Below are 19,847 nucleotides of genomic sequence, written 5' to 3'. Positions count from 1 at the left end.
TCCCGGCCACTGGCGGCCGCTTTTTCACCGGGTTTTCCACACGGCCGGGCAAAGAAAAGCCCCGCGTCCTGCCGGTCTGGCAGGGCACGGGGTCTGAATGCTGACAAAAAAGATCAGCCGTTGTTGTTTTTTGCATTCTGGCGCAGGTTGGCGCGCACGGTTTTGACCTCCGCCGCGTTGCGGGCCAGCTGCTCCTCGGTAATGCGCAGCATGTTTTCGCAGTAATCGGTCACGGTGGTGCGCATCTCGCGGGACTGGCTCTGCGCGCTGGAGAGGATCTCCGCTGCGCGCTGCTGAGCAGCCCGTACGATCTGCTCCTCGCCCACCAGCACCCGGGCCCGATCCTCGGCCTTCTTCACGATGGCCTCGGCCTCCCGCTTGGCGCTGGCGATGATGTCCGCCCGGTCGTTTACGATGGCCTTGGCCTGACGGATCTCGGTGGGCATATTCAGGCGCACCTCATCGATGATGTCCCGCATTTTGTCAATGTCCACCATCCGCTTGCTGCCGGAGAACGGCAGGCCGGAGGCCTCTTCCATGGTTTCTTCCATCAGATCCAGCAACTCGTCGATGTTCATTCTTCTCGCTCCTTTTCATAGCGGGTCACCAAAACGGTGCCGTAACGGTATTGTTTTTTCTTGCAAAGGCCCTCGCACTCGTCCGGCAGGCTGGCTGCCAGCTCGCTCTCGCAGAGAACCGTGCCGCCGGGGGCGGTCACCCGCGCCACCTGGGGCAGAATCTGGGCCAGCGTGTCATGGCGGTAGGGCGGATCCAGCAGCACAATGTGGAACTGCTCCCCGCAGCTGGCCAGAAACGTGTCCGCTCTGGTGTTGCGAATCCGGCTCTGGGCCTGCACACCGGCAGCTTTGCAGTTCTGCTCCACGATGCGCACCGCACCCCGATCCTGATCCACAAACACGCAGCTGGCCGCGCCGCGGCTCAGCGCCTCGATGCCCAGCTGCCCGCTGCCTGCGAACAGATCCAGCACCTTTGCCCCCGGCAGGATGAACTGCAGGGCACTGAACATGCCCTCCTTCACCCGATCCACCGTGGGCCTTGTAATATCTTCTCCCGGCAGGGCCGCCAGCTTTGTTCCCCGGGCAGAGCCTGAGATCACACGCATGGGGGTCCACCTCCCTCTTGTCATCCATTTGTTTTTTCCATTATGGCCCGCACCGGCCGCTTTGTCAAGCAAAATACCCCGGACAGGGTGGGCCGATTCAGCCTTTTTTCGGCCGCAGCATCTCCAGAATCCGGTCCACCGCAGCAGCGTCACAGCCGTTCCAGAGCGTTCCGTCCACCTGAATGTTGGGCCCCTTGCCGCACTGCTTGAAGCAGTTCTGGGTGCGCAGCACCGCGGTGCCCTCGGGCAGCTGGGCCAGCCCCTTTTTCAGCCGGTCCATCAAAGCGGCGTTCTTCGCACCGCAGCGCCCGCCGCTGCACACCACAATTTCATGGGCGGCGGCCCCCAGCTTCAGGCTGGGATACAGCCGGATCAGCTTTTCCAGCAGGGGCACCTTGTAGCCGGTGCAGATGGAGATGGTCTCCAGTGCCTGGGGCGGAATGTGACCGTAGATTTCCTGGGTCTCCCGCAGCAGAGCCACGGTATCCTCCTGCTCCAGTGTGGGGCGGCTGCCCTTGCGGCCGGCGTAATACTCCGCGGCCTCGGCAAAGCGTTCGTGTAATGTGTTCTGATCCATGGATCAATCCTCCGTTTGGGGGTGAAAATAGTCGTAGATGGTCTGGGCGGCCTTCTGCCCCACACCCCTGGCATTGGTCAGCTCGTCCACACCGGCCTCGCGCACCGCACCCACCGATTTGAAGTGGGCCAGCAGCGCCTTGGCGGTGGCGGGCCCCACGCCGGGAATGGCGGTCAGACTGGAAGCATAGGCCTTTTTCTTCTGGTTCTGCCGCTGATAGGCGATGGAGAACCGGTGCACCTCGTCCTGAATGGAGGAGATGAAGGTGAAGATGTTCCGGTGCATGCTGATGGCAATCTCTCCGCCGTCTGCGGTCACGATGGCCCGGGTGCGGTGGTGATCGTCCTTCACCATGCCGAACAGGGGTACCGCCGCCAGAGCGGTACCTGCCAGCGCCGCCTTCACCGCGCTCACCTGGCCCTTGCCGCCGTCCAGCAGAATCACACTGGGCAGCACCGAGAACTGGCCCGCCGTGCCCTTTTCGTACTCGGCGGCCCGGCGGCTCAGCGCCTCGGCCATGCTGGCGAAGTCGTCGGTGCCGGCCACGGTGCGCATCTTGAAGCGCCGGTAGCCGCTTTTCTTGGGGCGGCCGTTTTCAAACACCACCATACCGCAGACGCTGGTGCCCTCGCCCCAGTTGGAGATATCGTAGCTTTCGATCACCGCCGGCGGCTCGGGCAGGCCCAGCACCGCAGCGGCCTCGTCCAGCAGGCGCTGGCTGCGGTCGGTACGGCCGCTCTCCCGGGCAAGGCGCTCCACCGCGTTGGTGTAGGCCATGCTCACCAGCTTGGCGGTGTCGCCCCGCTGCGGCACATACAGCTGCACCTTTGTGCCCCGGGTCTTCTCCAGCAGCTGGGTCAGGGCCTCGTGGCTCTCGGGCAGCACATCCACCGCAATGACTTTGGGGATCTCCTCCCCATCCAGATAATAGCGGGGCAAAAATTCCTCCCGCAGAGCATCCAGATCGGCGGTGCCCCGGAACAGAAGCTCCCGTTTGTCGGTCAGGCGGCCGGTGCGGTAGCGCAGGATGGCGGCGCAGCTGTTCTGCCCGGCTCCGGCGAAGGCGATCACATCCATCTGGGTGCTCTCGTCCACCACCACCTTCTGCCCGGCCGACACCTTTTTGATGGCGGCAATCTGATCCCGCAACAGGGCGGCCTGCTCAAAGTCCAGTCGCTCGGCGGCCTCCTCCATGCGCTGCTCCAGCGTTTTCACAATGTCCTTTTTACCGTAGCGGATCAGCCGGATGGCCCCCTGCACCGCCTCGTTGTAGGTTTCCTTGCTGATCTTGCCGCTACACAGGGCCATACACTTGCCGATGTGAGCGTTCAGGCAGGGCCGCCCCTTGCCAATCTCCTGGGGGAAGCGCCGGTTGCACCGGGGCAAAAGGAAGGCATCCTGCGCGGTTTCCACCATCTGGCGCACCGCAAAGCTGCTGGTGAAGGGGCCGATGTACTCCGCCCCGTCCTCCTCCTTTTGCAGCGCCGCCGAGATGCGGGGATATTCCTCTTTGGTGATCTTCACATAACTGTAGCCCTTGTCATCCTTCAACAGGATGTTGTACTTGGGGGTGTGGGCCTTGATCTGGCTTGCTTCCAGCACCAGTGCCTCGAACTCGCTCTGGCAGACGATCACATCGAAGTTGAAGGCATGTTCGATCATCTGGGTGACCTTGGCGTCGTGGGGAACGCCCTCCCGGAAATACTGGCTCACCCGGGTGCGCAGCCGCTTGGCCTTGCCGATGTAGATGATTTCATCCCGCTTGTCCCGGATGATATAGACCCCCGGTAGCAGGGGCAGCATCTTCGCCTTTTCGTGCAGTTCAGCCTTGGTCATGGCAGGGGTCCTCCTTTGGGGCGGCGGAGCGCTTTGCCGGCCCATTTTATTCAGTATGCCCCGCTTTGGGGCAAAAGCAGAAAAAGGGCGGGTCTTGCACAACCCGCCCTTTGATTTATGAAAGCAAAGAAATTACTCGGCGAAACCGGAGTTTACCAGCTTTACCAGGCCTTCCACGGCAGCCTGCTCGTCGGCGCCGTCGGCGATGATGCGGATGGTGGTGCCGCCCACGATGCCCAGGCTCAGAACGCCCAGCAGGCTCTTGGCGTTAACGCGGCGCTCTTCCTTCTCAACCCAGATGGAAGACTTGTACTCGTTGGCCTTCTGAATGAAGAAGGTAGCAGGACGGGCATGCAGGCCGACTTTGTTCTCAACGGTAACTTCTTTAACAAACATGATTCATTCGCTCCTATTTCTAAAATTAGATGGGCTTCTGATTGTTATAATAGCCCATTCTTACCCGATTGTACAGTGCATTTGTGCAATTTTGTCAGTTTTCCGAATCCACAAAATACCGGAAACGTTTCTTTGTGCAAATCAACCACTTAGTTTTCAACAATCTCATGAGAAATCCCGAAAGTTTTCAACAAAATCAGTATCAATTACTTTTTGCGGCTCTGATTATGCTCATTTTGGTACGCTTCGTACAAATCCGGGCGGCGGGTACGGGTGCGTTCCAGACTCTGCTCGCGGCGCCATTTGTCTATATTGCCATGGTGACCGCTGAGCAATATCTCTGGAACTCTTTTTCCCCGCCACTCCTCCGGGCGGGTGTACTGGGGATACTCCAGCAGGCCGTTCCAGTGGCTTTCATCCTGATAGCCCTCCGGCTGAGCCAGCACGCCGGGCTGCAGGCGCAGCACACTGTCCGCCACCACCAGCGCGGCCAGCTCACCGCCGGTGAGCACATAGTCTCCGATGCTGATCTCCTCGTCCGCCAGCTCCTCAATCACCCGCTCGTCCATGCCTTCGTAATGGCCGCAAACCAGAAGAAGGCTGTCGTATTCAGCCAGGCGCTTGGCGGTCTCCTCCGAGAAGGGCTGGCCCGCCGCGGTCATAAATATAATATGCGGCCGCTGACGGCCCTGTTCCTCCACCTGACGGATGATATCCTGGCAGCAGTCATAGATGGGCTGGGCGTTCATCACCATGCCGCAGCCGCCGCCGTAGGGGTAGTCGTCCACCTGCTTCTGCCGGTTCAGGGTGTAGTCCCGGATCTGATGGCAGTGTGTTTCGATATAGCCTCGCTTTGCGGCCCGTCCCAGGATGCTTTCGTCCAGCACCCGCTGGCACATCTCCGGGAACAGGGTCGCCACATCCACACGCATCATACCTGATCACCATTTTCCGCTTCGCCGAACATGCCCGGAATGGGGCTGACCAGCACCTTGCGGTCCTCAATGCAGATTTTTACCAGGAAGGGCTTCACCGCCGGGAACAGGGCGGTGGAACCGTCCGGGCAGGCAACCGTATAAATATCCTGTGCGCCGGGGTGGCTCACCTGAGTGATCTCGCCGTAATCGCGGCCGCTCTCTGCGTCGATCAGACGGCAGCCCAGCAGGTCCGCCTGAAAATAATGGCCCCGGGGCAGCTTTGCATCTGCCCGATCGATGTAGAACACCTGGCCCACCAGCGCGCGGGCGGCATCCATATCGTTCACGCCTTCAAAGGTAACCAGCGCCATGTTCTTGTGGGCGCGCACCCTGGTCACGGCAATGGGGTTCTGCCCCTGCGGGCCCCGGTACAGCCGCTTGAACCGGCCCAGAAAGGCCGCGTCGTCGCACCAGAGCTCCACCTTCACTTCGCCCGCCACTCCGTGAGTGGTCACGGCCTTGCAGACTTCCAGATACTGCTGCATCTTGTTTCTCTCCTTTTGTGTGGGGCTGGGCCGCTTCGCCCGCCCGGTGACAGGAGCAATCCCGCCTCACCCGAGCCCCTGGGCGCAGATGGTGCGGCCTTGCCCATGCAAAAAAGCAGGGCCACTTGCACAGAAGCTGGCAAGTGGCCCTGTTTGTGTGGTTTTGTTCTCCCGAAGGTCAGTCGATCTCTACCATGACCTTTTCGCCCTTGCGAACGGCGGCAGCCCGCATTACAACGCGGATGGCCTTGGCGATACGGCCCTGTTTGCCGATCACCCGGCCCATGTCGTTCTCAGCCACGCTCAGGTGGTAAACGATGGTGCCGTCCTCACGGGGGGCGTCCACGGTAACGGACACAGCGTCCTTATCGTCGACCAGGCCCCGGGCAACTGCCAGCAACAGCTCCTGCATAGGGTTGCCCTCCCTTTAAGACTGATTACAGGATCTCGTTCTTCTTCAGCAGCTCACGAACGGTGTCGGTGGGCTGAGCGCCGTTGGCGATCCACTTCTTGGCCTTCTCGGCGTCGATGTTCACAACGCTGGGCTCCTTGGTGGGATCGTAGTAGCCGATCTCCTCGATGAAGCGGCCGTCACGGGGGAAGCGGCTGTCAGCAACAACAACGCGGTAGAAGGGAGCTTTCTTGGCGCCCATGCGGCGCAGACGGATCTTAACTGCCATAGTGGTAAACCTCCTGATGTTTGGGGCCCCGGTTCGGGGCGTTTTGATTGTTATATTGTATCAAACCCGCCCTTTTGAGGGCTGCGGGTCATACCGTAAAAAGCGGCGCGTTTTTTCGCGCTTACATGCCGCGCAGGCGGCGGCCGAAGGCCTTGGGGTTCTTTTTCATCTGCTTCATCATCTTCTGCATCATCTCAAACTGGCGAAGCAGCTTGTTCACCTCTTCCACGCTAGTACCGCTGCCGGCGGCAATGCGGCGCTTGCGCTTGGGGTTGATGATGCTGGGCTTCTCCCGCTCGGCGGGGGTCATGCTGTGGATGATGGCCTCGATGTGCACGAACACCTTTTCGTCGATGTCGTCCGGGTTGATCTTGTTGCCGCCGGGAAGCATGGAGACCAGCGACGCAACGCCGCCCATCTTCTTCATCTGGGCCAGCTGGTCCAGCATGTCGTTCATGTCGAACTTGTTCTCCATCATCCGCTTGGCGGTCTCGGCGGCTTTCTTCTCGTCCTGCAGGTCCTGCGCCTTCTCAATCAGGGTGAGCACGTCGCCCATACCCAGAATGCGGCTGGCCATGCGGGCCGGATGGAAAACCTCCAGATCGTCCAGCTTTTCGCCGGTGCCCTGGAACTTGATGGGCTTGCCGGTAACGGCCTTGACGCTGAGCGCCGCGCCGCCACGGGTATCGCCGTCGGTCTTGGTGAGAATGATGCCATCCACCGCCACGGCCTCATTGAAGGCCTTGGCCACGTTTACCGCGTCCTGACCGGCCATGGCGTCCACCACCAGCAGAACCTCGTCCACCTCAACGGCTTCCTTGATGCGGCCCAGCTCATCCATGAGCTCCTGGTCCACATGCAGTCGGCCGGCGGTATCCAGAATCACGATATCGTTGCCGTAGTCCTTTGCGTGGGCGATGGCCTTTTTGGCGATGATCTCGGGCTTTTCGGTGCCCATGGTGAACACCGGAACCCCCGCCTGCTTGCCCACCACCTGCAGCTGATCGATGGCCGCGGGGCGGTAGATATCGCAGGCCACCAGCAGCGGGCGATGGCCCTGCTTGAGGAACCATTTGCCCAGCTTGGCGGCATGGGTGGTTTTACCGTTACCCTGCAGACCGCAGAGCATGAGCACCGTGGGCGGCTTGGACTTGATGTGGATGCGCGCGGCCTCGTTGCCGCCCATGAGCTCGGTGAGGGATTCGTTTACGATCTTGATGACCTGCTGGGCGGGGGTCAGGCTTTCCATGACCTCCTGGCCCATGGCCCGCTCGGTGACCCCGGCGATGAAGTCCTTGGCCACCTTATAGTTTACGTCGGCCTCCAGCAGGGCGGTGCGAACCTCACGCATGGCGGCCTTGATGTCCGCCTCGGTGAGCTTACCCTTGCCCCGCAGCCGTTTGAACACGCCCGAAAGACGTTCGGAAAGAGATTCAAAGGCCATGTCGTTGTCCTTTCGTTGTGTGCTTATTCGCTGATCTGCCCGATGATCTCGAGCATCCTGCGGGCGGAATCATCGATGCGCTTGTTCGGCGTGTAGCCGTTGGCGTTTTCAAACTGAATGTCCCGCGCAAGGCTCTCCAGCTGGCTGATTCCCTGCTGGACCGCCCGGTAGCGCTTTGCAAAGCCCACCTTTTCCTCCAGCTCCAGAATGATCCCTTCGCCCCGCTTGATGGAATCCCGCACGCCCTGCCGGGTGATGCCGAAGTTATCGGCAATCTCGGCCAGCGACAGATCATCGTTGTAGTACTGCTCCATCACGTCGCGCTGCTTTTCGGTGAGCACGTCGCCGTAAAAATCCAGCAACAGTGAAATCTCAAGATTTTTCGCCACCGAAAACGCCTCCTCGCCGGGGTGCCGGGCCCTGTAAAGTGTTTTACCTTTTCGTAAAGCGTTTTGCTTTACAGTTTGCTATTATAACAGAGGCTGCGCGGCGCTGTCAAGGGGAATTTCCCGCAAAAAACGTTCTTTTTTCGGCCGCTTCGCACCGGGCATGACTTTGCAGGCGGAACGTGCTACAATAAAGGCAGAAAGCTGCGGGCTGCGCCCCCTTCTTCGCCCTGTTGTTTCCCCTCTTTCCTATATATAATAGAAAGGCAGGCGTTTGCGATGACCGGAATCAACGAGACCTATTATCAGCAGCTCACCCGCTGCCCCGTGGTGGCCCTTGGCGGCTATGCGGCAAAACACGGCCTTCCCGGCAAGCTGTATGCCTGCCTGTTGTTCGACGGGCCCACCGGCACCGGCAAGGACGCACTGGCCACCGCCATGATCCGCCTTGCCACCCAGCGGGGCGAGCTGAAGGCCGGCCAGCCCATTGTGGAAACCGGCTGCGGCGCTTTTGCGGCGGCGCTGGCCATTGCCGCCGGGCGCAGCGGTCACCCGCTCACGCTGGTGGTACCGCCGGCACTGGAGCCGGAGCGGGAACGGTTTCTGCAGGGGCTGGGGGCCCGGCTGCGGCCCTGCTACGAACGCCCCTCCGGGCAGGAGGGCATGGACATTCTGGCCCGCCGCATGGCTCAGGAACAGGGCGCCTACTACATGAACTATCTGGCCAGCGAGGATAACCCGGAATACCACCGGCGCATCACCGGCCCCGCCATCTTAAAGGCCACCGACAGCGGCAATCTGATCGATGCCATCGTGGCGGGGGTGGGCAGCGGCGGCACTGTGACCGGCGTGGGCGAATATGTAAAGGCCTGGACCAACCACATCCGCATGGCAGCGGTGGAGCCCTATGAATGCCAGGCCATCGGCGGCGGATTTCTGGCGCCCCACGGCATTCCCAACATCGGCTTCGGCTTCGTGCCGGAAAACTACAACCCTTATGTGGTGGATCTGGTTCTGGCGGTAACCACCGGCGAGGCGGTGCAGGCCGCCCGCGAGGTGCTGCTCACCGACGGTATTCCCGCCGGGCCCAGCGCCGGGGCCACCCTTTACGCCGCCCGTACCCTGCTGGAACGGGGCAAGAGCAAGAGTGCTCTGTGCATCTTCCAGAGCCGTCAGGTCTACGCCTGAACCACCAAACAGAACCGACCGGAAAAGAGGATTTATTGCATGTACGACGAACTCACCGAAGTGGACATCCGGAAAATGCAGGAGGAGATCGAACACCGCATTCTTGTGGTGCGCCCCCAGTGCCTGGAGGACGTGAAGATCGCCCGCTCCTACGGGGATCTGAGCGAAAACTTTGAATACAAGGAGGCCAAACGCCAGAAAAACCGCAACGAGAGCCGCATCCGCTACCTGCAGCGGATGATCAAGACCGCCAAAGTGGTCAAGTCCGACCATGCCGAGGGCTCGGTGGGCCTGTTTGACAAGATCACCCTGTACTTTCCTGAGGACGAGGAAGAGATGGTGGTCAAGCTGGTAACCACTCTGCGGGTCAACGCGGACAGCGGCCTGATCAGCCGGGAGTCCCCCCTGGGCCGGGCCATTTTCGAAAAAAAGGTGGGCGATACCGTACAGGTGGAGGTGCGCCCCGGCGTGAGCTATCCGGTAACCATCCGTGCCATCGAGCCCAGCGACGACGACGCTTCCCTGCCCATCAGCCAGTATTGATCAGAACAAACCAAAAAGGCCGCCGCGCCTCCCCAAATCGGGAAGCACGGCGGCTGTTTTTGTTTGTGTTTTCTGACCGGATTACTTGCCGCGGATCACACGGCCCAGCTGGATCAGCAGGGTGGGCGCGAAGGCCAGACCCAGAATCTGCAGGTACTGAATACCGCTGAGGGCGGTCACCGCGAACAGGCTTTCCAGCACGGGGATCAGCAGCACGGCCACCAGCAGCACCACGCCGCCGGCAAAGGCCATCAGCGAGTACTTGTTGCTGCCAAGGCCCAGCTTGAAGATGGACTCGGTGCCCCGGCAGTTGAAGCCGTGGAACAGGCGGGCCAGCGTCAGGGTGGCAAAGGCCATGGTGCTGGCCATGGCGGCGCCGCCGGCGGACAGGCCCAGATAGAAGGCGGTCATGGAGGCAACGGCGATCAGGGCACCCTGCCACAGGATCTTGAACATGAGGGGCTTATCCAGAATGGAGGCCTTGGGATCGCGGGGCTTCTGGTCCAGCAGACCCTTACGGGCGGGCTCCATGCCCAGCGCGATGGCGGGCAGGCTGTCGGTGAGCAGGTTGATGAACAGTAGGTGCACCGGCTGGAAGGGCACGGGCAGCGCCATCAGCGAAGCGTACAGCACCGCCAGAATACCGGCCATATTGCCGGACAGCAGGAACTGAATGGCGTTCTTGATGTTGGTGTACACGCCGCGGCCGTTCACCACCGCCTTCACGATGGTGGCGAAGTTGTCGTCCGCCAGAATCATGGCGGCGGCATCCTTGCTCACCTCGGTGCCGGTGATGCCCATGGCCACGCCCACATCCGCCTTCTTCAGGGCGGGGGCGTCGTTCACGCCGTCGCCGGTCATGGCGGCAATGCAGCCCCGGCGCTGCCAGGCGGAGACGATGCGGATCTTGTGCTCGGGGGAAACACGGGCATAAACCGAGATGTGCGGCAGCTTTTCATCCAGCTCGTCGTCGGTCATGGCGTCCAGCTCCACACCCTCCAGGGCGATGTCGCCTTCCTCAAAGATGCCGATCTGCTTTGCGATGGCAGTGGCGGTGACCTTGTGGTCGCCGGTGATCATTACGGTGCGGATGCCGCCCCGCTTTGCGTCGGCCACGGCCTGCTTGCTCTCCTCACGGGGCGGGTCGATCATGGACACCAGACCCACGAAGGTGAAATCGTTCTCATCCTCCAGGGTGAGCTCACGCTCCGCATCCATCTCGCGGCAGGCAAAGGCCAGCACGCGCAGGCCGTTTTCGGAGAACTCCTCATTCGCCCGGGTAATGGCGGTACGCATCTCGTCGGTCAGGGGCACAACGCCCTTGGCAGTAAGCAGCCGGTTGGAACGGGCCAGCAGCACATCCATGGCGCCCTTGGTCAGCAGCATGGGCTTGCCGTTCACCCGATGCAGGGTACTCATCAGCTTGCGGTCGGAGTCAAAGGCCAGCTCGCCCAGACGGGGGAACTGACTGCGCACGCTGTTTGCGTCGGTCTGGTGCATGCCGCCCCAGTTTACCAGCGCAATCTCAGTGGGATCGCCCACCGAAGCGCCGCTGGCAGCATCCACGGTGGCATCGCTGGCCAGCAGGCCGATCTTCATCAGCAGCTCCTGGGCCGGGTCGCTCATGTCGGCATTGGCGGCCTGCACCAGCTTGCCGTCCGCCCAGATCTGCTGCACGGTCATCTTGTTCTGGGTCAGGGTACCGGTTTTATCCGAGCAGATCACCTGCACCGAACCAAGGCTTTCCACCGCCTTGAGCTCCTTGATGATGGCGTTCTGACGGGCCATCTTCTGGGTACCCATGGCCAGCACGATGGTCACGATGCTGCTGAGCGCCTCGGGAATGGCGGCCACTGCCAGCGCCACGGCGAAGAGCAGCGAATCCAGCAGCCCCATGCCGCTGCGGAACATGGACAGGCAGAATACCACGGCACAGATGGCCAGAATGGCTGCGGCCAGCTTGCCGGAGAAGTCGTCCAGGCTCTTCTGCAGGGGGGTCTTGCGCTGCTGGGTCTGGTTCATCAGCTCCGCGATGTGGCCCAGCTCGGTGTTCATGCCGGTGCCGGTAACCACCATCACCGCACGGCCGTAGGTGACCAGCGAGCCGGAGAACACCATGTTCTTCTGGTCGCCCAGCGCGGTCTTGCCGGCGGGCAGGGCCTCAGCGGTCTTTTCCACCGCCTCGGATTCACCAGTCAGCGAGCTTTCGTTCACCTTCAGGGAATAGCATTCCAGCAGACGGCCATCGGCCACCACCAGATCGCCCGCTTCCAGATACACGATGTCGCCGGGAACCACCTTGGGGCCCGCCACTTCCTGGCGCACACCGTCCCGCAGGACCTTGGCCACCGGGGCGGACATGGCTTTCAGACTTTCCAGGCTCTTTTCCGCCTTCAGATACTGCACCGTGCCCAGCACCGCGTTCATGATGAGCACCGCGAAGATCACCAGTGTGCTCTCCACATTGCCGGACACCATGGAGATCACTGCCGCCACGGCCAGAATAAAGACCAGCAGATCCTTGAACTGCTCCAGAAATACCACCAGCGGGCTTTTCTTTTTGCCCTCGGCCAGCTGGTTGGGGCCGTGCTCCTCCAGCCGCCGGGCGGCTTCCTGCGCAGTCAGGCCGTTAGCGGTGGCCTTTACCTGCTCCAGGGTTTGCGGAACGGTTTTGTCGAAATAAGTCTGTTCCATCATTTTTCTCCCTTTCTTTTTTGCCCGTTTACCCGGCGGGAAGTCTTTTTTCGCAAAAGAAAAAAGACTTCCCGACAGCACGCGCAAAGCGTTGCTGTCGAAAAGTCTTGTTACCGACTCGTTAAGAAGCGGCGCACCCTGCCAGGCCTTTTCAGGCCGTGATGTTGACAAGGCGGCTTGCAACTACTCCCTTTTCAACTTGGACTAACTATACCACGCCCATCGGGCTGCGTCAAGTGATTTTTGCAGGATTTTCATTTTTTTCATATTTTTGCACTTTTTCCCATCCCGCTGCACATCCGGCCCGCTCCTCCCAGGGAATGCGCCAGATCTCGTGAAAGCCTTCCTCCTGTTTCGGCTCCACCAGCCGGGGCCGCATAAGAGCGATGGCAAAAAAGGGCACATGCCGCTGGCGGCAGGCATCATTCCGGATGGCCTGCATCACACCGGTGTCGATCCACACCGCCACACAGCGCACCCCCTCCGGCACCGCCCGCAGCACCCTGCGCCGCGCCCTGCGGGACAGATGCACCGAATCCACCACCACGTCCCTGCCCTGTTCCAGAGCTGCGCGCATGCGCTGGTTCATGATCCGGTGTACCCGGCGATAACCTTTCAGGGTAAGCTCCCTGCCGAACAGCTCCATTCGGATTCCGTCCGACCCGATGTATTCCGCCCCGGCCATTCGTGTTCTGGCCCAGGTGGTTTTTCCCGCGCCGGAAATGCCCACCATCAGGTACATTGTCGCCATCGCTCTTCCTCCTTTTCCTGTGTATTTCCCGGTTTTTCCGTAACAAAAAAGACTTTTCGGCACAGCAAACACTGTGCCGAAAAGTCTTGTTACCGTTCCTGGAAAAACCGGCCCGCTCCGCCAGGCATATTCATGCCGTGATGTTGACAAAAGCGGCTTGCAACTACTCCCTTTCCAACTGGCTTTACTATACCAGCTTTGCCGGGTGTGGTCAACGGTTTTCACACAGTTTTTACCCTTTGCGGATGTGGCGCAGGATGTAGCTGCTGAGCAGAGTACCCAGCACCGCAAACACTGCCATGATCAGGAATACCACCCGGTAGCCCTGCAGGCCGGGCATCTTATCCAGAATGCCGCCGTAGATTGCATACATGAAAGCGCCGGGCAGGTAACCGATGAAGGAACCCATGGACATGGCCGCACCGGTGATTTCACGGGGAACCCGCACCTCATCCATGGGTGCGAAGAAGATGGCGCGCATGCTGAACACCAGAGCGCCGATGCTCAGGGTGAAGGTCATGCCCAGAACAACGCCCATGCTGCCGTGGGGCAGGAAGGCAAACACTGCCAGCGCCACTGCCACAATGATGAACACAACGCGCAGGAAACGGGTAGCCGAGTGCAGCACCTTATCGCTGATGAAGCCGCCGATGGGGCCGCCCAGCATTTTCAGGCCGTACTGGTTGATAATGCCATAGGCGCCCACCAGCGCGGCGGGCAGAGCGTAAACTTCCTCAAGGAAAGGAATGAAATAGGTCAGACCACAGTAAACCGCATATACCATGAAGATGTTCATGGAAACCAGCCAGATGTTCTTGTTTTTCAGGGCGCTGAGCACACCTTCCCAGGCTGCCTGGTTGGCACTTACCTGCCGGCCTTCCTGATTGGCAGCGGGCTTTTTGTCCGGGTCCAGCAGGAAGTAGGCAATGATGCCGATCACGCCGGGCACCGCCGCATAGAACAGAATGGCCATGCGAAGACCGGCGGCGTTGCTGCCCATGGCAGCAAAGATGCTCAGAGCACCGAAGGCCACAATGGTATCCACCAGGCCACGCCCGGCTTCCATGATACCAAACATACGTCCCTGCTCCTCCTCATTGCCCAGAAGCCGAACGGTTTTCAGCATGGTGGGCCAGTAGAGCATATCTGCACAGATCGCAAGCAGGCAGTAGATCAGCAGGAACACCCCGTAGGACGGGAAGGTGGACAGCCAGATACCACACAGGCAGATTCCCAGCAGCGCCATGGGGATCATGATCTTTTTGGAGATACGGTCAGTCAGATAGATGGAAGCCAGGAAACCAAAGGTGGAGATCAGGCCAGCCACGCTGATGGCGGTACCGATCTGGGTGTGGGAAAGCCCCATGAACTCCTGCATGGGCACGTAGAAGGCATCTTTCAGATTGCCCAGCTTGTAAATCGTGCCGGCGCCCAACAGAAGGGTGCCGAAAGAGATCCATTTTTTACTGTTCGCAGTTTTGATCGCTGCCATAAACATTCCTCTCTTCTCTTATAAGTACAGTCTGTTGATCATTCTTTATGATCATGCGGGATTCGCAGTTTTGTGTGGGCCGGTTCGTTACGGCTCCATTATACGAGGGCTTCAGTGTGTTTTCAAGTGTTTTTATGCGTTTAATTGCGTTTTCGTGTGCATATACAAGGTTTTCTGTGTTTTATTGTGCATTTTTTCTTCGTTTCATTGTTGTTATCTGTGCATTCCTATGCTATACTGTGGGTGTGGACCCGTACGTTACAGCTAAAGGAGTTTTGATGAATATGTTGGCTGAGCAAAGATATCAGGAGATTCTGGCGATTCTTCGCCGGGAAGGCAGCGTGAAAAGCGCACAGATCCGCCAGGCATTGGGGGTTTCCGGCGAAACGGTTCGCCGCGACCTGGAAGCAATGGAGAGCCTGGGCATGCTGCGGCGCACCCACGGCGGCGCCATGCCGGCAGAACCGGGCGAAGCCAGCGCGGCTTATACCCCTTTTTATAATCGTCAGCAGCAGAACACCGGCCACAAGAGCCAGGTGGCCCAGCTGGCGGCGGATTACATCCGCGAGGGGCAGTCCATCGCGCTGGACTCCGGCACCACCGCGCTTTCGCTGGCCCGGGTGATCCGGGAGCGGTTCCGCCGCCTCACCGTGGTGACCAACTCGCTGGCTGTGCTTCAGGAGCTGGGCGATGTGCCCGGGATCACCGTGATCCTCACCGGCGGCGTATACCGCCCGGAAGAGGCCGCCTTTTCCTCCGACTTTGCCACGCTGATTTTTTCAAAGCTGAATATTGATACCTTCTTCCTCACCACCTGCGGCGTTTCGGTGGAGCGGGGTGTGACCTATCAGCGGATGGACGAAATCATCGTGCAGGAGTCCATGATGGAGGCCGCGGGCCGAACCATCATGATTACCGATTCCAGCAAGCTGGGCACCAATTCCCTGGTGCGCATGTGCGGAATTGACCGGCTGGCGATGATCATCACCGATTCCAGCGCCAGCCCTGAACAGATCGCCCCCTTCCAAAACGCAGGCCTCCTGGTGGTGACGCCAAACGAAAAGGAGCTGTGATCTTATCATGAACACCCAGCAACGGCCCAGCGTGCTTTTGATCTCTGTGGACGCATTGAAACCGGAATTTTTACTGGAACAGGAACGCCTTGGTGTAAATCTGCCCAATCTGACCCACTGCTTTTTGCAGGGCGGCGCGGTGGCCAGGGGCGGCGTGAAAAGTGTTTTCCCCACCTTTACCTATCCATGCCACCAGAGCATCATCACCGGCGTAAATCCTGCGGTTCACGGCATTTACAACAATGCCATCTTCGACCCCGCCGGCAAGCACATGGGCGCCTGGAACTGGTTTGCCAATAAGAACGTGAAAACCCTGTGGCAGGCAGCCCGTGAGGGCGGTTACTGCTCGGCCAGCGTGGCCTTCCCCACCTCGGTGGGCGCGGACGGCGACTATATCGCCCCCGAGTTCTGGTGGGACGGCTCCGCACTGGATTCCGCCTTTCTGGATGTGGTATGCCGCCCCCAGGGCCTGATCAGCGAGATGGAGGCAGACATCGGCCGCTATGCCGGCGGTCTGGATCTGACTGATGCGGGCGATGCTCAGCGCGGCGCGGCTGCACTGTGGATGCTGCGCAATAAACTGGAGCCCCAGATCGAAGAAAAGCCCTTCTTTATGAGCGCTTACTTTGCCAGCTTTGACGAAAGCGCCCACCTGTTCGGCGTTTACAGCCCGGAAGCGGCGGCCAGCCTGCAGAAGATCGACGCCATGCTGGGCGAGTTGATCGACGAAGCCCGGCGCATCTGCAGCGGCAACGTCTACGTGTGTGTGGTTTCCGACCACGGCTCGCTGGATAACACCCATAACATCAGCCCCAACGTGCTGCTGCGGCAGGCCGGCCTGATCCAGATTGACGACGAGAGCCGGGTTCTGGACTGGAAGGCCTGGAGCCAGCGGGCAGGCGGCACGGCGGAAATCCGCCTGGCCAATCCCGACGATGCCGAAACCCGTACCAGGGTGGAGCAGATTCTGGCGGATCTGGCCGCCGATCCGGACAGCGGCATTCTGGAGGTTCTGAACCACCAGCAGGCGCTGGAGCGTGGCGGCTTTGCCCAGGCGGACTACGTACTGGTATCCAAGAAGGGCTACGAGCTGCGTGACGACGTGGTTGGTGAATACTGCCGCACCACCCTGCATCAGAAGGCTCAGCACGGTTACAGCGAAAACTTTCCGGAAATGCGGGCCAGCTTCCTTATCGCCGGCCCCGGCATTGCTCCCGGCACCGATCTGGGCTGCATGCAGCTGATCGACATTGCCCCCACTCTGGCTCACCTGATGGATGTATCGCTGCCAGAGGCACAGGGCACCCCGCGGCTGGACTAAACGCCGGAAAGGGAGAATGTCATGAAAACCATCGAAACCGCCGTCGGCGCACTGGCCGACGCGCTTTGGGGCAACTGGTTGTTGTTTGTTCTGCTGGGGCTGGGCATCTGGTGCACCGTTCTTACCGGCTTTGTACAGGTGCGTCGGCTGCCCTTTCTGCTGCGCAGTCTGGCCTCTTCCCGTAAGCAGGATGCCGGGGAAGGGCGGCTGTCCTCTCTGCAGGCGCTGCTCACCGCCATTTCCAGCTGTGTGGGCAGCGGCAACATTGTGGGTGTTTCCACTGCCATTCTTTCCGGTGGGCCGGGCGCGCTGTTCTGGATGTGGGTGGCTGCCTTCTTCGGCATGGCCACCAAATTCTGTGAGATCGTACTGGGCATGTGCTATCAGGGCAAGGACCGGGACGGCAACGTGATCGGTGGCCCCATGTACTACATCTCCCATGCTCTGCATACCACCGCCGCCGGAGTTCTTGTGGCGCTTCTGCTGTTTGTGCAGAACGCGGGCGGCACCCTGATCCAGTCCAACACCATTTCCAGTGTGGTAAATCAGAGTTTTGGCCTTGCGCCGCTGTTCACCGGTATTTTCCTTGCTCTTGTGATGACCTTCATCATCAGCGGCGGGTTGCGTCGTCTGGTAAAGGTGGCCCAGTTCGTGGCCCCCTTCATGGCTCTGCTTTATGTGGCGGGTGGCCTGATCGTGATTCTGGCAAACGCACCGCGCATTCCCTGGATGTTCGGCCAGATTCTGGGCGGAGCCTTCCACCCACAGGCGGCTCTGGGTGCTGCGGCAGGTCTCACCGTCCGTGACGCCATGCGTTACGGCGTGGCCCGCGGGCTTTACTCCAACGAGGCCGGCGAAGGCTCGGCCGCAGTACTGCACGCCGGAGCGGATGTGGATCATCCGGTGCGGCAGGGCATCTACGGCATTGCCGAGGTCTTTGTGGACACCATGGTCATCTGCAGCACTACCGGCTTTGCGGTGGTCATCACCGGCGCCACCTCGCTGGATTCCAACGCAGCCACTCTGGCGGCCAGCGCCTTCGGCACTGTACTCCCTCTTTTCTCCCGTGTGGTGCCGGTCTGTCTGGTGCTGTTCGCCGGCACTTCGCTGATGAGCCAGTGGTATTTCGGCCATGTGAGCCTGAACTATCTGGGCAAGCCCCGGGCAGCCTTTGTATACCGCCTGCTCTCCCCTCTCATGATCCTGCTGGGCAGCCTGAGCACGGTGGATCTGGTCTGGTCCATTCAGGACTGTGCCCTGGGCCTGCTGATTATTCCCAACGTGATTGCCCTGCTGCTGCTTTCCCCGCAGGTGCGGCGGCTCACCAGAGAATTCTTTGACCCGAACAATTCCTTCATCCACAAACAGGAGACCCGCACCGCCGGGTCCAAAGGAGAAGACTTATGAACCAAGAACTGTTGCAGCGTTTCCAGTCCATTCCCGCCGTGGCCGACGCAGCTGCCGGCAAGGTAACCTTCTGGATCAATCCGAACCGCGTTTCCGGCGGCGAAAAAGAGATTACTGCAGTAACCCCCGCCATGATCGAGGACGCCCGGGCCCGTCTGGATCGTTTCGCCTCTTATATCGCCAGGGTTTTCCCCGAGACCCGGGAAAACGGCGGCCTGATCGAATCCCCTCTGGCTGCCATCCCCGGCATGCGGGATTTTCTGAATGCGGAATACAATTCCGCCATCTCCGGCTCTCTGTTTCTGAAAAAGGACAGCGACCTGCCCATCGCCGGTTCCATCAAGGCCCGCGGCGGTATTTATGAGGTACTCAAGCACGCCGAAACGCTGGCCATGCAGGCCGGCATGCTCAGCGAGAGCGACGACTACGCTGTTCTGGCTGAGCCCCGTTTTCAGGAATTCTTCCGCCAGTACACCGTACAGGTGGGCAGCACCGGCAACCTGGGCATGAGCATCGGCATCATGAGTGCAAAGCTGGGCTTCCGGGTGATCGTGCACATGTCCGCTGACGCAAAGCAGTGGAAAAAGGATCTTCTGCGCAGCCACGGCGTGGATGTGCGGGAATACACCGCCGACTACTGCGCCGCCGTGGAGGAGGGCCGCAAGAACTCCGACGCGGACCCCATGAGCTATTTTGTGGATGACGAAAACTCCGCCGACCTGTTCCTGGGCTACAGCGTTGCCGGCAAGCGCCTGGCCAACCAACTGAAGGCCCGGAACATCACGGTGGATGCAGACCATCCCCTCTTCGTTTACCTTCCCTGCGGCATCGGCGGCGCCCCCGGCGGCGTGGCCTACGGCCTGAAGGTGGAATTTGGCGACGCGGTGCACTGCTTCTTCACCGAGCCCACGCAGGCCTGCTGCATGCTGCTGGGCATGGCCACCGGCCTGCACGACGGCGTATGCGTACAGGACTTCGGCATCAGCGGCAAAACCGAGGCCGACGGTCTGGCTGTGGGCCGTCCCTCCGCCTTTGTGGGCCGTGTGGTTTCTTCTCTTGTCAGTGGTATTGCCACGATCCAGGACGCCACTCTTTACGATTTGATGCGCGGCCTTCTGCGCACTGAGGATACCTTCATCGAGCCCAGCTCCTGTGCCGCCTTTGCCGCTCTGCTGCAGCCCTCTGTGATGGCTCAGTATCTGAAGGCCAACGCCCTGGAGGACAAGGCGTCCTCCATCACCCACATCGCCTGGGCCACCGGTGGCCGCATGGTACCCGCCGCCACCCGTGATGCCTACCTGAAAATGGGCTTGTGATTTACATTTACCCCTTTCTCTCTTCTCAACAAAAAGGACCCCTGTCTCCTGACAGGGGTCCTTTCAGCCTGTCGAAAAAGGTCACCGAAAGGTGGCCTTTTTCTCGTATTGAGGAAAAGAAAGCGGTATAATAGTGTGGGGGGATAAAAATGCTGGTA

General features: G+C 60.3%; 20 protein-coding genes. 6 read left to right on the top strand and 14 right to left on the bottom strand.

Annotated elements, in window-relative coordinates; all coding sequences use genetic code 11:
* Positions 1-113: 113 nt before the first annotated feature.
* From EDD77_RS02975 to ylxM, 11 genes are all read right to left on the bottom strand, one after another.
* Positions 114-578 (bottom strand): HrpE/YscL family type III secretion apparatus protein, encoded by a 465-nt coding sequence (locus EDD77_RS02975; RefSeq protein WP_058965758.1) that lies wholly within the window; start codon positions 576-578, stop codon positions 114-116.
* Complete coding sequence (rsmD, locus tag EDD77_RS02970) at positions 575-1,123, bottom strand: 16S rRNA (guanine(966)-N(2))-methyltransferase RsmD (protein WP_058965757.1); 549 nt, start codon at positions 1,121-1,123, stop codon at positions 575-577. Before rsmD ends, EDD77_RS02975 begins: the two co-directional genes overlap by 4 nt.
* Positions 1,124-1,220: 97 nt before the next feature.
* Entirely contained in the window at positions 1,221-1,700 is a 480-nt protein-coding gene (locus EDD77_RS02965; RefSeq protein ID WP_058965755.1) for an NAD(P)H-dependent oxidoreductase subunit E, read from the bottom strand.
* Between the two features lie 3 nt (positions 1,701-1,703).
* Complete coding sequence (gene uvrC / locus EDD77_RS02960) at positions 1,704-3,536, bottom strand: excinuclease ABC subunit UvrC (protein WP_058965753.1); 1,833 nt, start codon at positions 3,534-3,536, stop codon at positions 1,704-1,706.
* 132 nt (positions 3,537-3,668) lie between these two features.
* Positions 3,669-3,932 (bottom strand): HPr family phosphocarrier protein, encoded by a 264-nt coding sequence (locus tag EDD77_RS02955; protein ID WP_058965751.1) that lies wholly within the window; start codon positions 3,930-3,932, stop codon positions 3,669-3,671.
* Positions 3,933-4,138: 206 nt separating this feature from the next.
* Complete coding sequence (gene trmD / locus EDD77_RS02950) at positions 4,139-4,867, bottom strand: tRNA (guanosine(37)-N1)-methyltransferase TrmD (RefSeq protein ID WP_242868439.1); 729 nt, start codon at positions 4,865-4,867, stop codon at positions 4,139-4,141.
* On the bottom strand, positions 4,864-5,394 hold the full coding sequence (rimM, locus tag EDD77_RS02945) for a ribosome maturation factor RimM (RefSeq protein ID WP_058965747.1): 531 nt from the start codon (positions 5,392-5,394) through the stop codon (positions 4,864-4,866). The genes trmD and rimM overlap by 4 nt, the downstream gene beginning before the upstream one ends.
* A 178-nt stretch (positions 5,395-5,572) precedes the next feature.
* Positions 5,573-5,806: a KH domain-containing protein gene (locus EDD77_RS02940; RefSeq protein ID WP_058965745.1), complete on the bottom strand. Its 234-nt coding sequence runs from the start codon at positions 5,804-5,806 to the stop codon at positions 5,573-5,575.
* A gap of 25 nt (positions 5,807-5,831) precedes the next feature.
* Positions 5,832-6,074 carry a 30S ribosomal protein S16 gene (rpsP, locus tag EDD77_RS02935; protein WP_058965743.1) on the bottom strand — a complete coding sequence of 81 codons (243 nt, stop codon included), beginning with the start codon at positions 6,072-6,074 and terminating at the stop codon, positions 5,832-5,834.
* Positions 6,075-6,195: 121 nt separating this feature from the next.
* The gene (ffh, locus tag EDD77_RS02930; protein ID WP_058965741.1) at positions 6,196-7,518 is read right to left on the bottom strand and encodes a signal recognition particle protein; all 1,323 of its coding nucleotides are present in this window, start codon (positions 7,516-7,518) and stop codon (positions 6,196-6,198) included.
* Between the two features lie 23 nt (positions 7,519-7,541).
* On the bottom strand, positions 7,542-7,907 hold the full coding sequence (gene ylxM / locus EDD77_RS02925; protein WP_058965739.1) for a YlxM family DNA-binding protein: 366 nt from the start codon (positions 7,905-7,907) through the stop codon (positions 7,542-7,544).
* A gap of 276 nt (positions 7,908-8,183) precedes the next feature.
* Here ylxM and EDD77_RS02920 point away from each other — a divergent pair, with 276 nt between their 5' ends.
* A complete protein-coding gene (locus tag EDD77_RS02920; RefSeq protein WP_132587302.1) occupies positions 8,184-9,092 on the top strand; it encodes a pyridoxal-phosphate dependent enzyme in 909 nt (302 codons plus the stop codon).
* A 39-nt stretch (positions 9,093-9,131) separates the two neighbouring features.
* Positions 9,132-9,635: a transcription elongation factor GreA gene (greA, locus tag EDD77_RS02915; protein WP_058965737.1), complete on the top strand. Its 504-nt coding sequence runs from the start codon at positions 9,132-9,134 to the stop codon at positions 9,633-9,635.
* 81 nt (positions 9,636-9,716) lie between these two features.
* Here the strand turns inward: greA and EDD77_RS02910 are convergent, their stop codons facing one another.
* From EDD77_RS02910 to EDD77_RS02900, 3 genes are all read right to left on the bottom strand, one after another.
* A complete protein-coding gene (locus tag EDD77_RS02910) occupies positions 9,717-12,329 on the bottom strand; it encodes a cation-translocating P-type ATPase (RefSeq protein WP_058965988.1) in 2,613 nt (870 codons plus the stop codon).
* 232 nt (positions 12,330-12,561) lie between these two features.
* Positions 12,562-13,080 (bottom strand): ATP-binding protein, encoded by a 519-nt coding sequence (locus EDD77_RS02905; protein WP_058965736.1) that lies wholly within the window; start codon positions 13,078-13,080, stop codon positions 12,562-12,564.
* 232 nt (positions 13,081-13,312) lie between these two features.
* The gene (locus EDD77_RS02900) at positions 13,313-14,572 is read right to left on the bottom strand and encodes an MFS transporter (RefSeq protein WP_058965986.1); all 1,260 of its coding nucleotides are present in this window, start codon (positions 14,570-14,572) and stop codon (positions 13,313-13,315) included.
* Positions 14,573-14,856: 284 nt separating this feature from the next.
* Here EDD77_RS02900 and EDD77_RS02895 point away from each other — a divergent pair, with 284 nt between their 5' ends.
* Genes EDD77_RS02895 through EDD77_RS02880 form a run of 4 tightly spaced genes read left to right on the top strand, consistent with a single transcriptional unit; the run spans position 14,857 to position 19,689 of the window.
* Positions 14,857-15,645 carry a DeoR/GlpR family DNA-binding transcription regulator gene (locus tag EDD77_RS02895; protein WP_058965734.1) on the top strand — a complete coding sequence of 263 codons (789 nt, stop codon included), beginning with the start codon at positions 14,857-14,859 and terminating at the stop codon, positions 15,643-15,645.
* A gap of 7 nt (positions 15,646-15,652) precedes the next feature.
* Positions 15,653-16,966 carry an alkaline phosphatase family protein gene (locus tag EDD77_RS02890; protein WP_058965732.1) on the top strand — a complete coding sequence of 438 codons (1,314 nt, stop codon included), beginning with the start codon at positions 15,653-15,655 and terminating at the stop codon, positions 16,964-16,966.
* A 21-nt stretch (positions 16,967-16,987) separates the two neighbouring features.
* A complete protein-coding gene (locus EDD77_RS02885) occupies positions 16,988-18,373 on the top strand; it encodes an alanine/glycine:cation symporter family protein (protein ID WP_058965730.1) in 1,386 nt (461 codons plus the stop codon).
* Positions 18,370-19,689 (top strand): D-serine ammonia-lyase, encoded by a 1,320-nt coding sequence (locus EDD77_RS02880; RefSeq protein WP_058965728.1) that lies wholly within the window; start codon positions 18,370-18,372, stop codon positions 19,687-19,689. Before EDD77_RS02885 ends, EDD77_RS02880 begins: the two co-directional genes overlap by 4 nt.
* Positions 19,690-19,847: the final 158 nt, after the last annotated feature.

Source organism: Allofournierella massiliensis (genome assembly GCF_004345265.1).
Taxonomy (GTDB): domain Bacteria; phylum Bacillota; class Clostridia; order Oscillospirales; family Ruminococcaceae; genus Allofournierella; species Allofournierella massiliensis.
This window is presented reverse-complemented; position numbering and strand designations above follow the sequence as displayed.

What these genes read in the sequence shown, in the direction of transcription:
- EDD77_RS02975 (WP_058965758.1), bottom strand. Translation starts at nt 578, where the DNA reads ATGAACATCGACGAGTTGCTGGATCTGATGGAAGAAACCATGGAAGAG.
- rsmD (WP_058965757.1), bottom strand. Translation starts at nt 1,123, where the DNA reads ATGCGTGTGATCTCAGGCTCTGCCCGGGGAACAAAGCTGGCGGCCCTG.
- EDD77_RS02965 (WP_058965755.1), bottom strand. Translation starts at nt 1,700, where the DNA reads ATGGATCAGAACACATTACACGAACGCTTTGCCGAGGCCGCGGAGTAT.
- uvrC (WP_058965753.1), bottom strand. Translation starts at nt 3,536, where the DNA reads ATGACCAAGGCTGAACTGCACGAAAAGGCGAAGATGCTGCCCCTGCTA.
- EDD77_RS02955 (WP_058965751.1), bottom strand. Translation starts at nt 3,932, where the DNA reads ATGTTTGTTAAAGAAGTTACCGTTGAGAACAAAGTCGGCCTGCATGCC.
- trmD (WP_242868439.1), bottom strand. Translation starts at nt 4,867, where the DNA reads ATGATGCGTGTGGATGTGGCGACCCTGTTCCCGGAGATGTGCCAGCGG.
- rimM (WP_058965747.1), bottom strand. Translation starts at nt 5,394, where the DNA reads ATGCAGCAGTATCTGGAAGTCTGCAAGGCCGTGACCACTCACGGAGTG.
- EDD77_RS02940 (WP_058965745.1), bottom strand. Translation starts at nt 5,806, where the DNA reads ATGCAGGAGCTGTTGCTGGCAGTTGCCCGGGGCCTGGTCGACGATAAG.
- rpsP (WP_058965743.1), bottom strand. Translation starts at nt 6,074, where the DNA reads ATGGCAGTTAAGATCCGTCTGCGCCGCATGGGCGCCAAGAAAGCTCCC.
- ffh (WP_058965741.1), bottom strand. Translation starts at nt 7,518, where the DNA reads ATGGCCTTTGAATCTCTTTCCGAACGTCTTTCGGGCGTGTTCAAACGG.
- EDD77_RS02920 (WP_132587302.1), top strand. Translation starts at nt 8,184, where the DNA reads ATGACCGGAATCAACGAGACCTATTATCAGCAGCTCACCCGCTGCCCC.
- greA (WP_058965737.1), top strand. Translation starts at nt 9,132, where the DNA reads ATGTACGACGAACTCACCGAAGTGGACATCCGGAAAATGCAGGAGGAG.
- EDD77_RS02910 (WP_058965988.1), bottom strand. Translation starts at nt 12,329, where the DNA reads ATGGAACAGACTTATTTCGACAAAACCGTTCCGCAAACCCTGGAGCAG.
- EDD77_RS02905 (WP_058965736.1), bottom strand. Translation starts at nt 13,080, where the DNA reads ATGGCGACAATGTACCTGATGGTGGGCATTTCCGGCGCGGGAAAAACC.
- EDD77_RS02900 (WP_058965986.1), bottom strand. Translation starts at nt 14,572, where the DNA reads ATGGCAGCGATCAAAACTGCGAACAGTAAAAAATGGATCTCTTTCGGC.
- EDD77_RS02895 (WP_058965734.1), top strand. Translation starts at nt 14,857, where the DNA reads ATGTTGGCTGAGCAAAGATATCAGGAGATTCTGGCGATTCTTCGCCGG.
- EDD77_RS02890 (WP_058965732.1), top strand. Translation starts at nt 15,653, where the DNA reads ATGAACACCCAGCAACGGCCCAGCGTGCTTTTGATCTCTGTGGACGCA.
- EDD77_RS02885 (WP_058965730.1), top strand. Translation starts at nt 16,988, where the DNA reads ATGAAAACCATCGAAACCGCCGTCGGCGCACTGGCCGACGCGCTTTGG.
- EDD77_RS02880 (WP_058965728.1), top strand. Translation starts at nt 18,370, where the DNA reads ATGAACCAAGAACTGTTGCAGCGTTTCCAGTCCATTCCCGCCGTGGCC.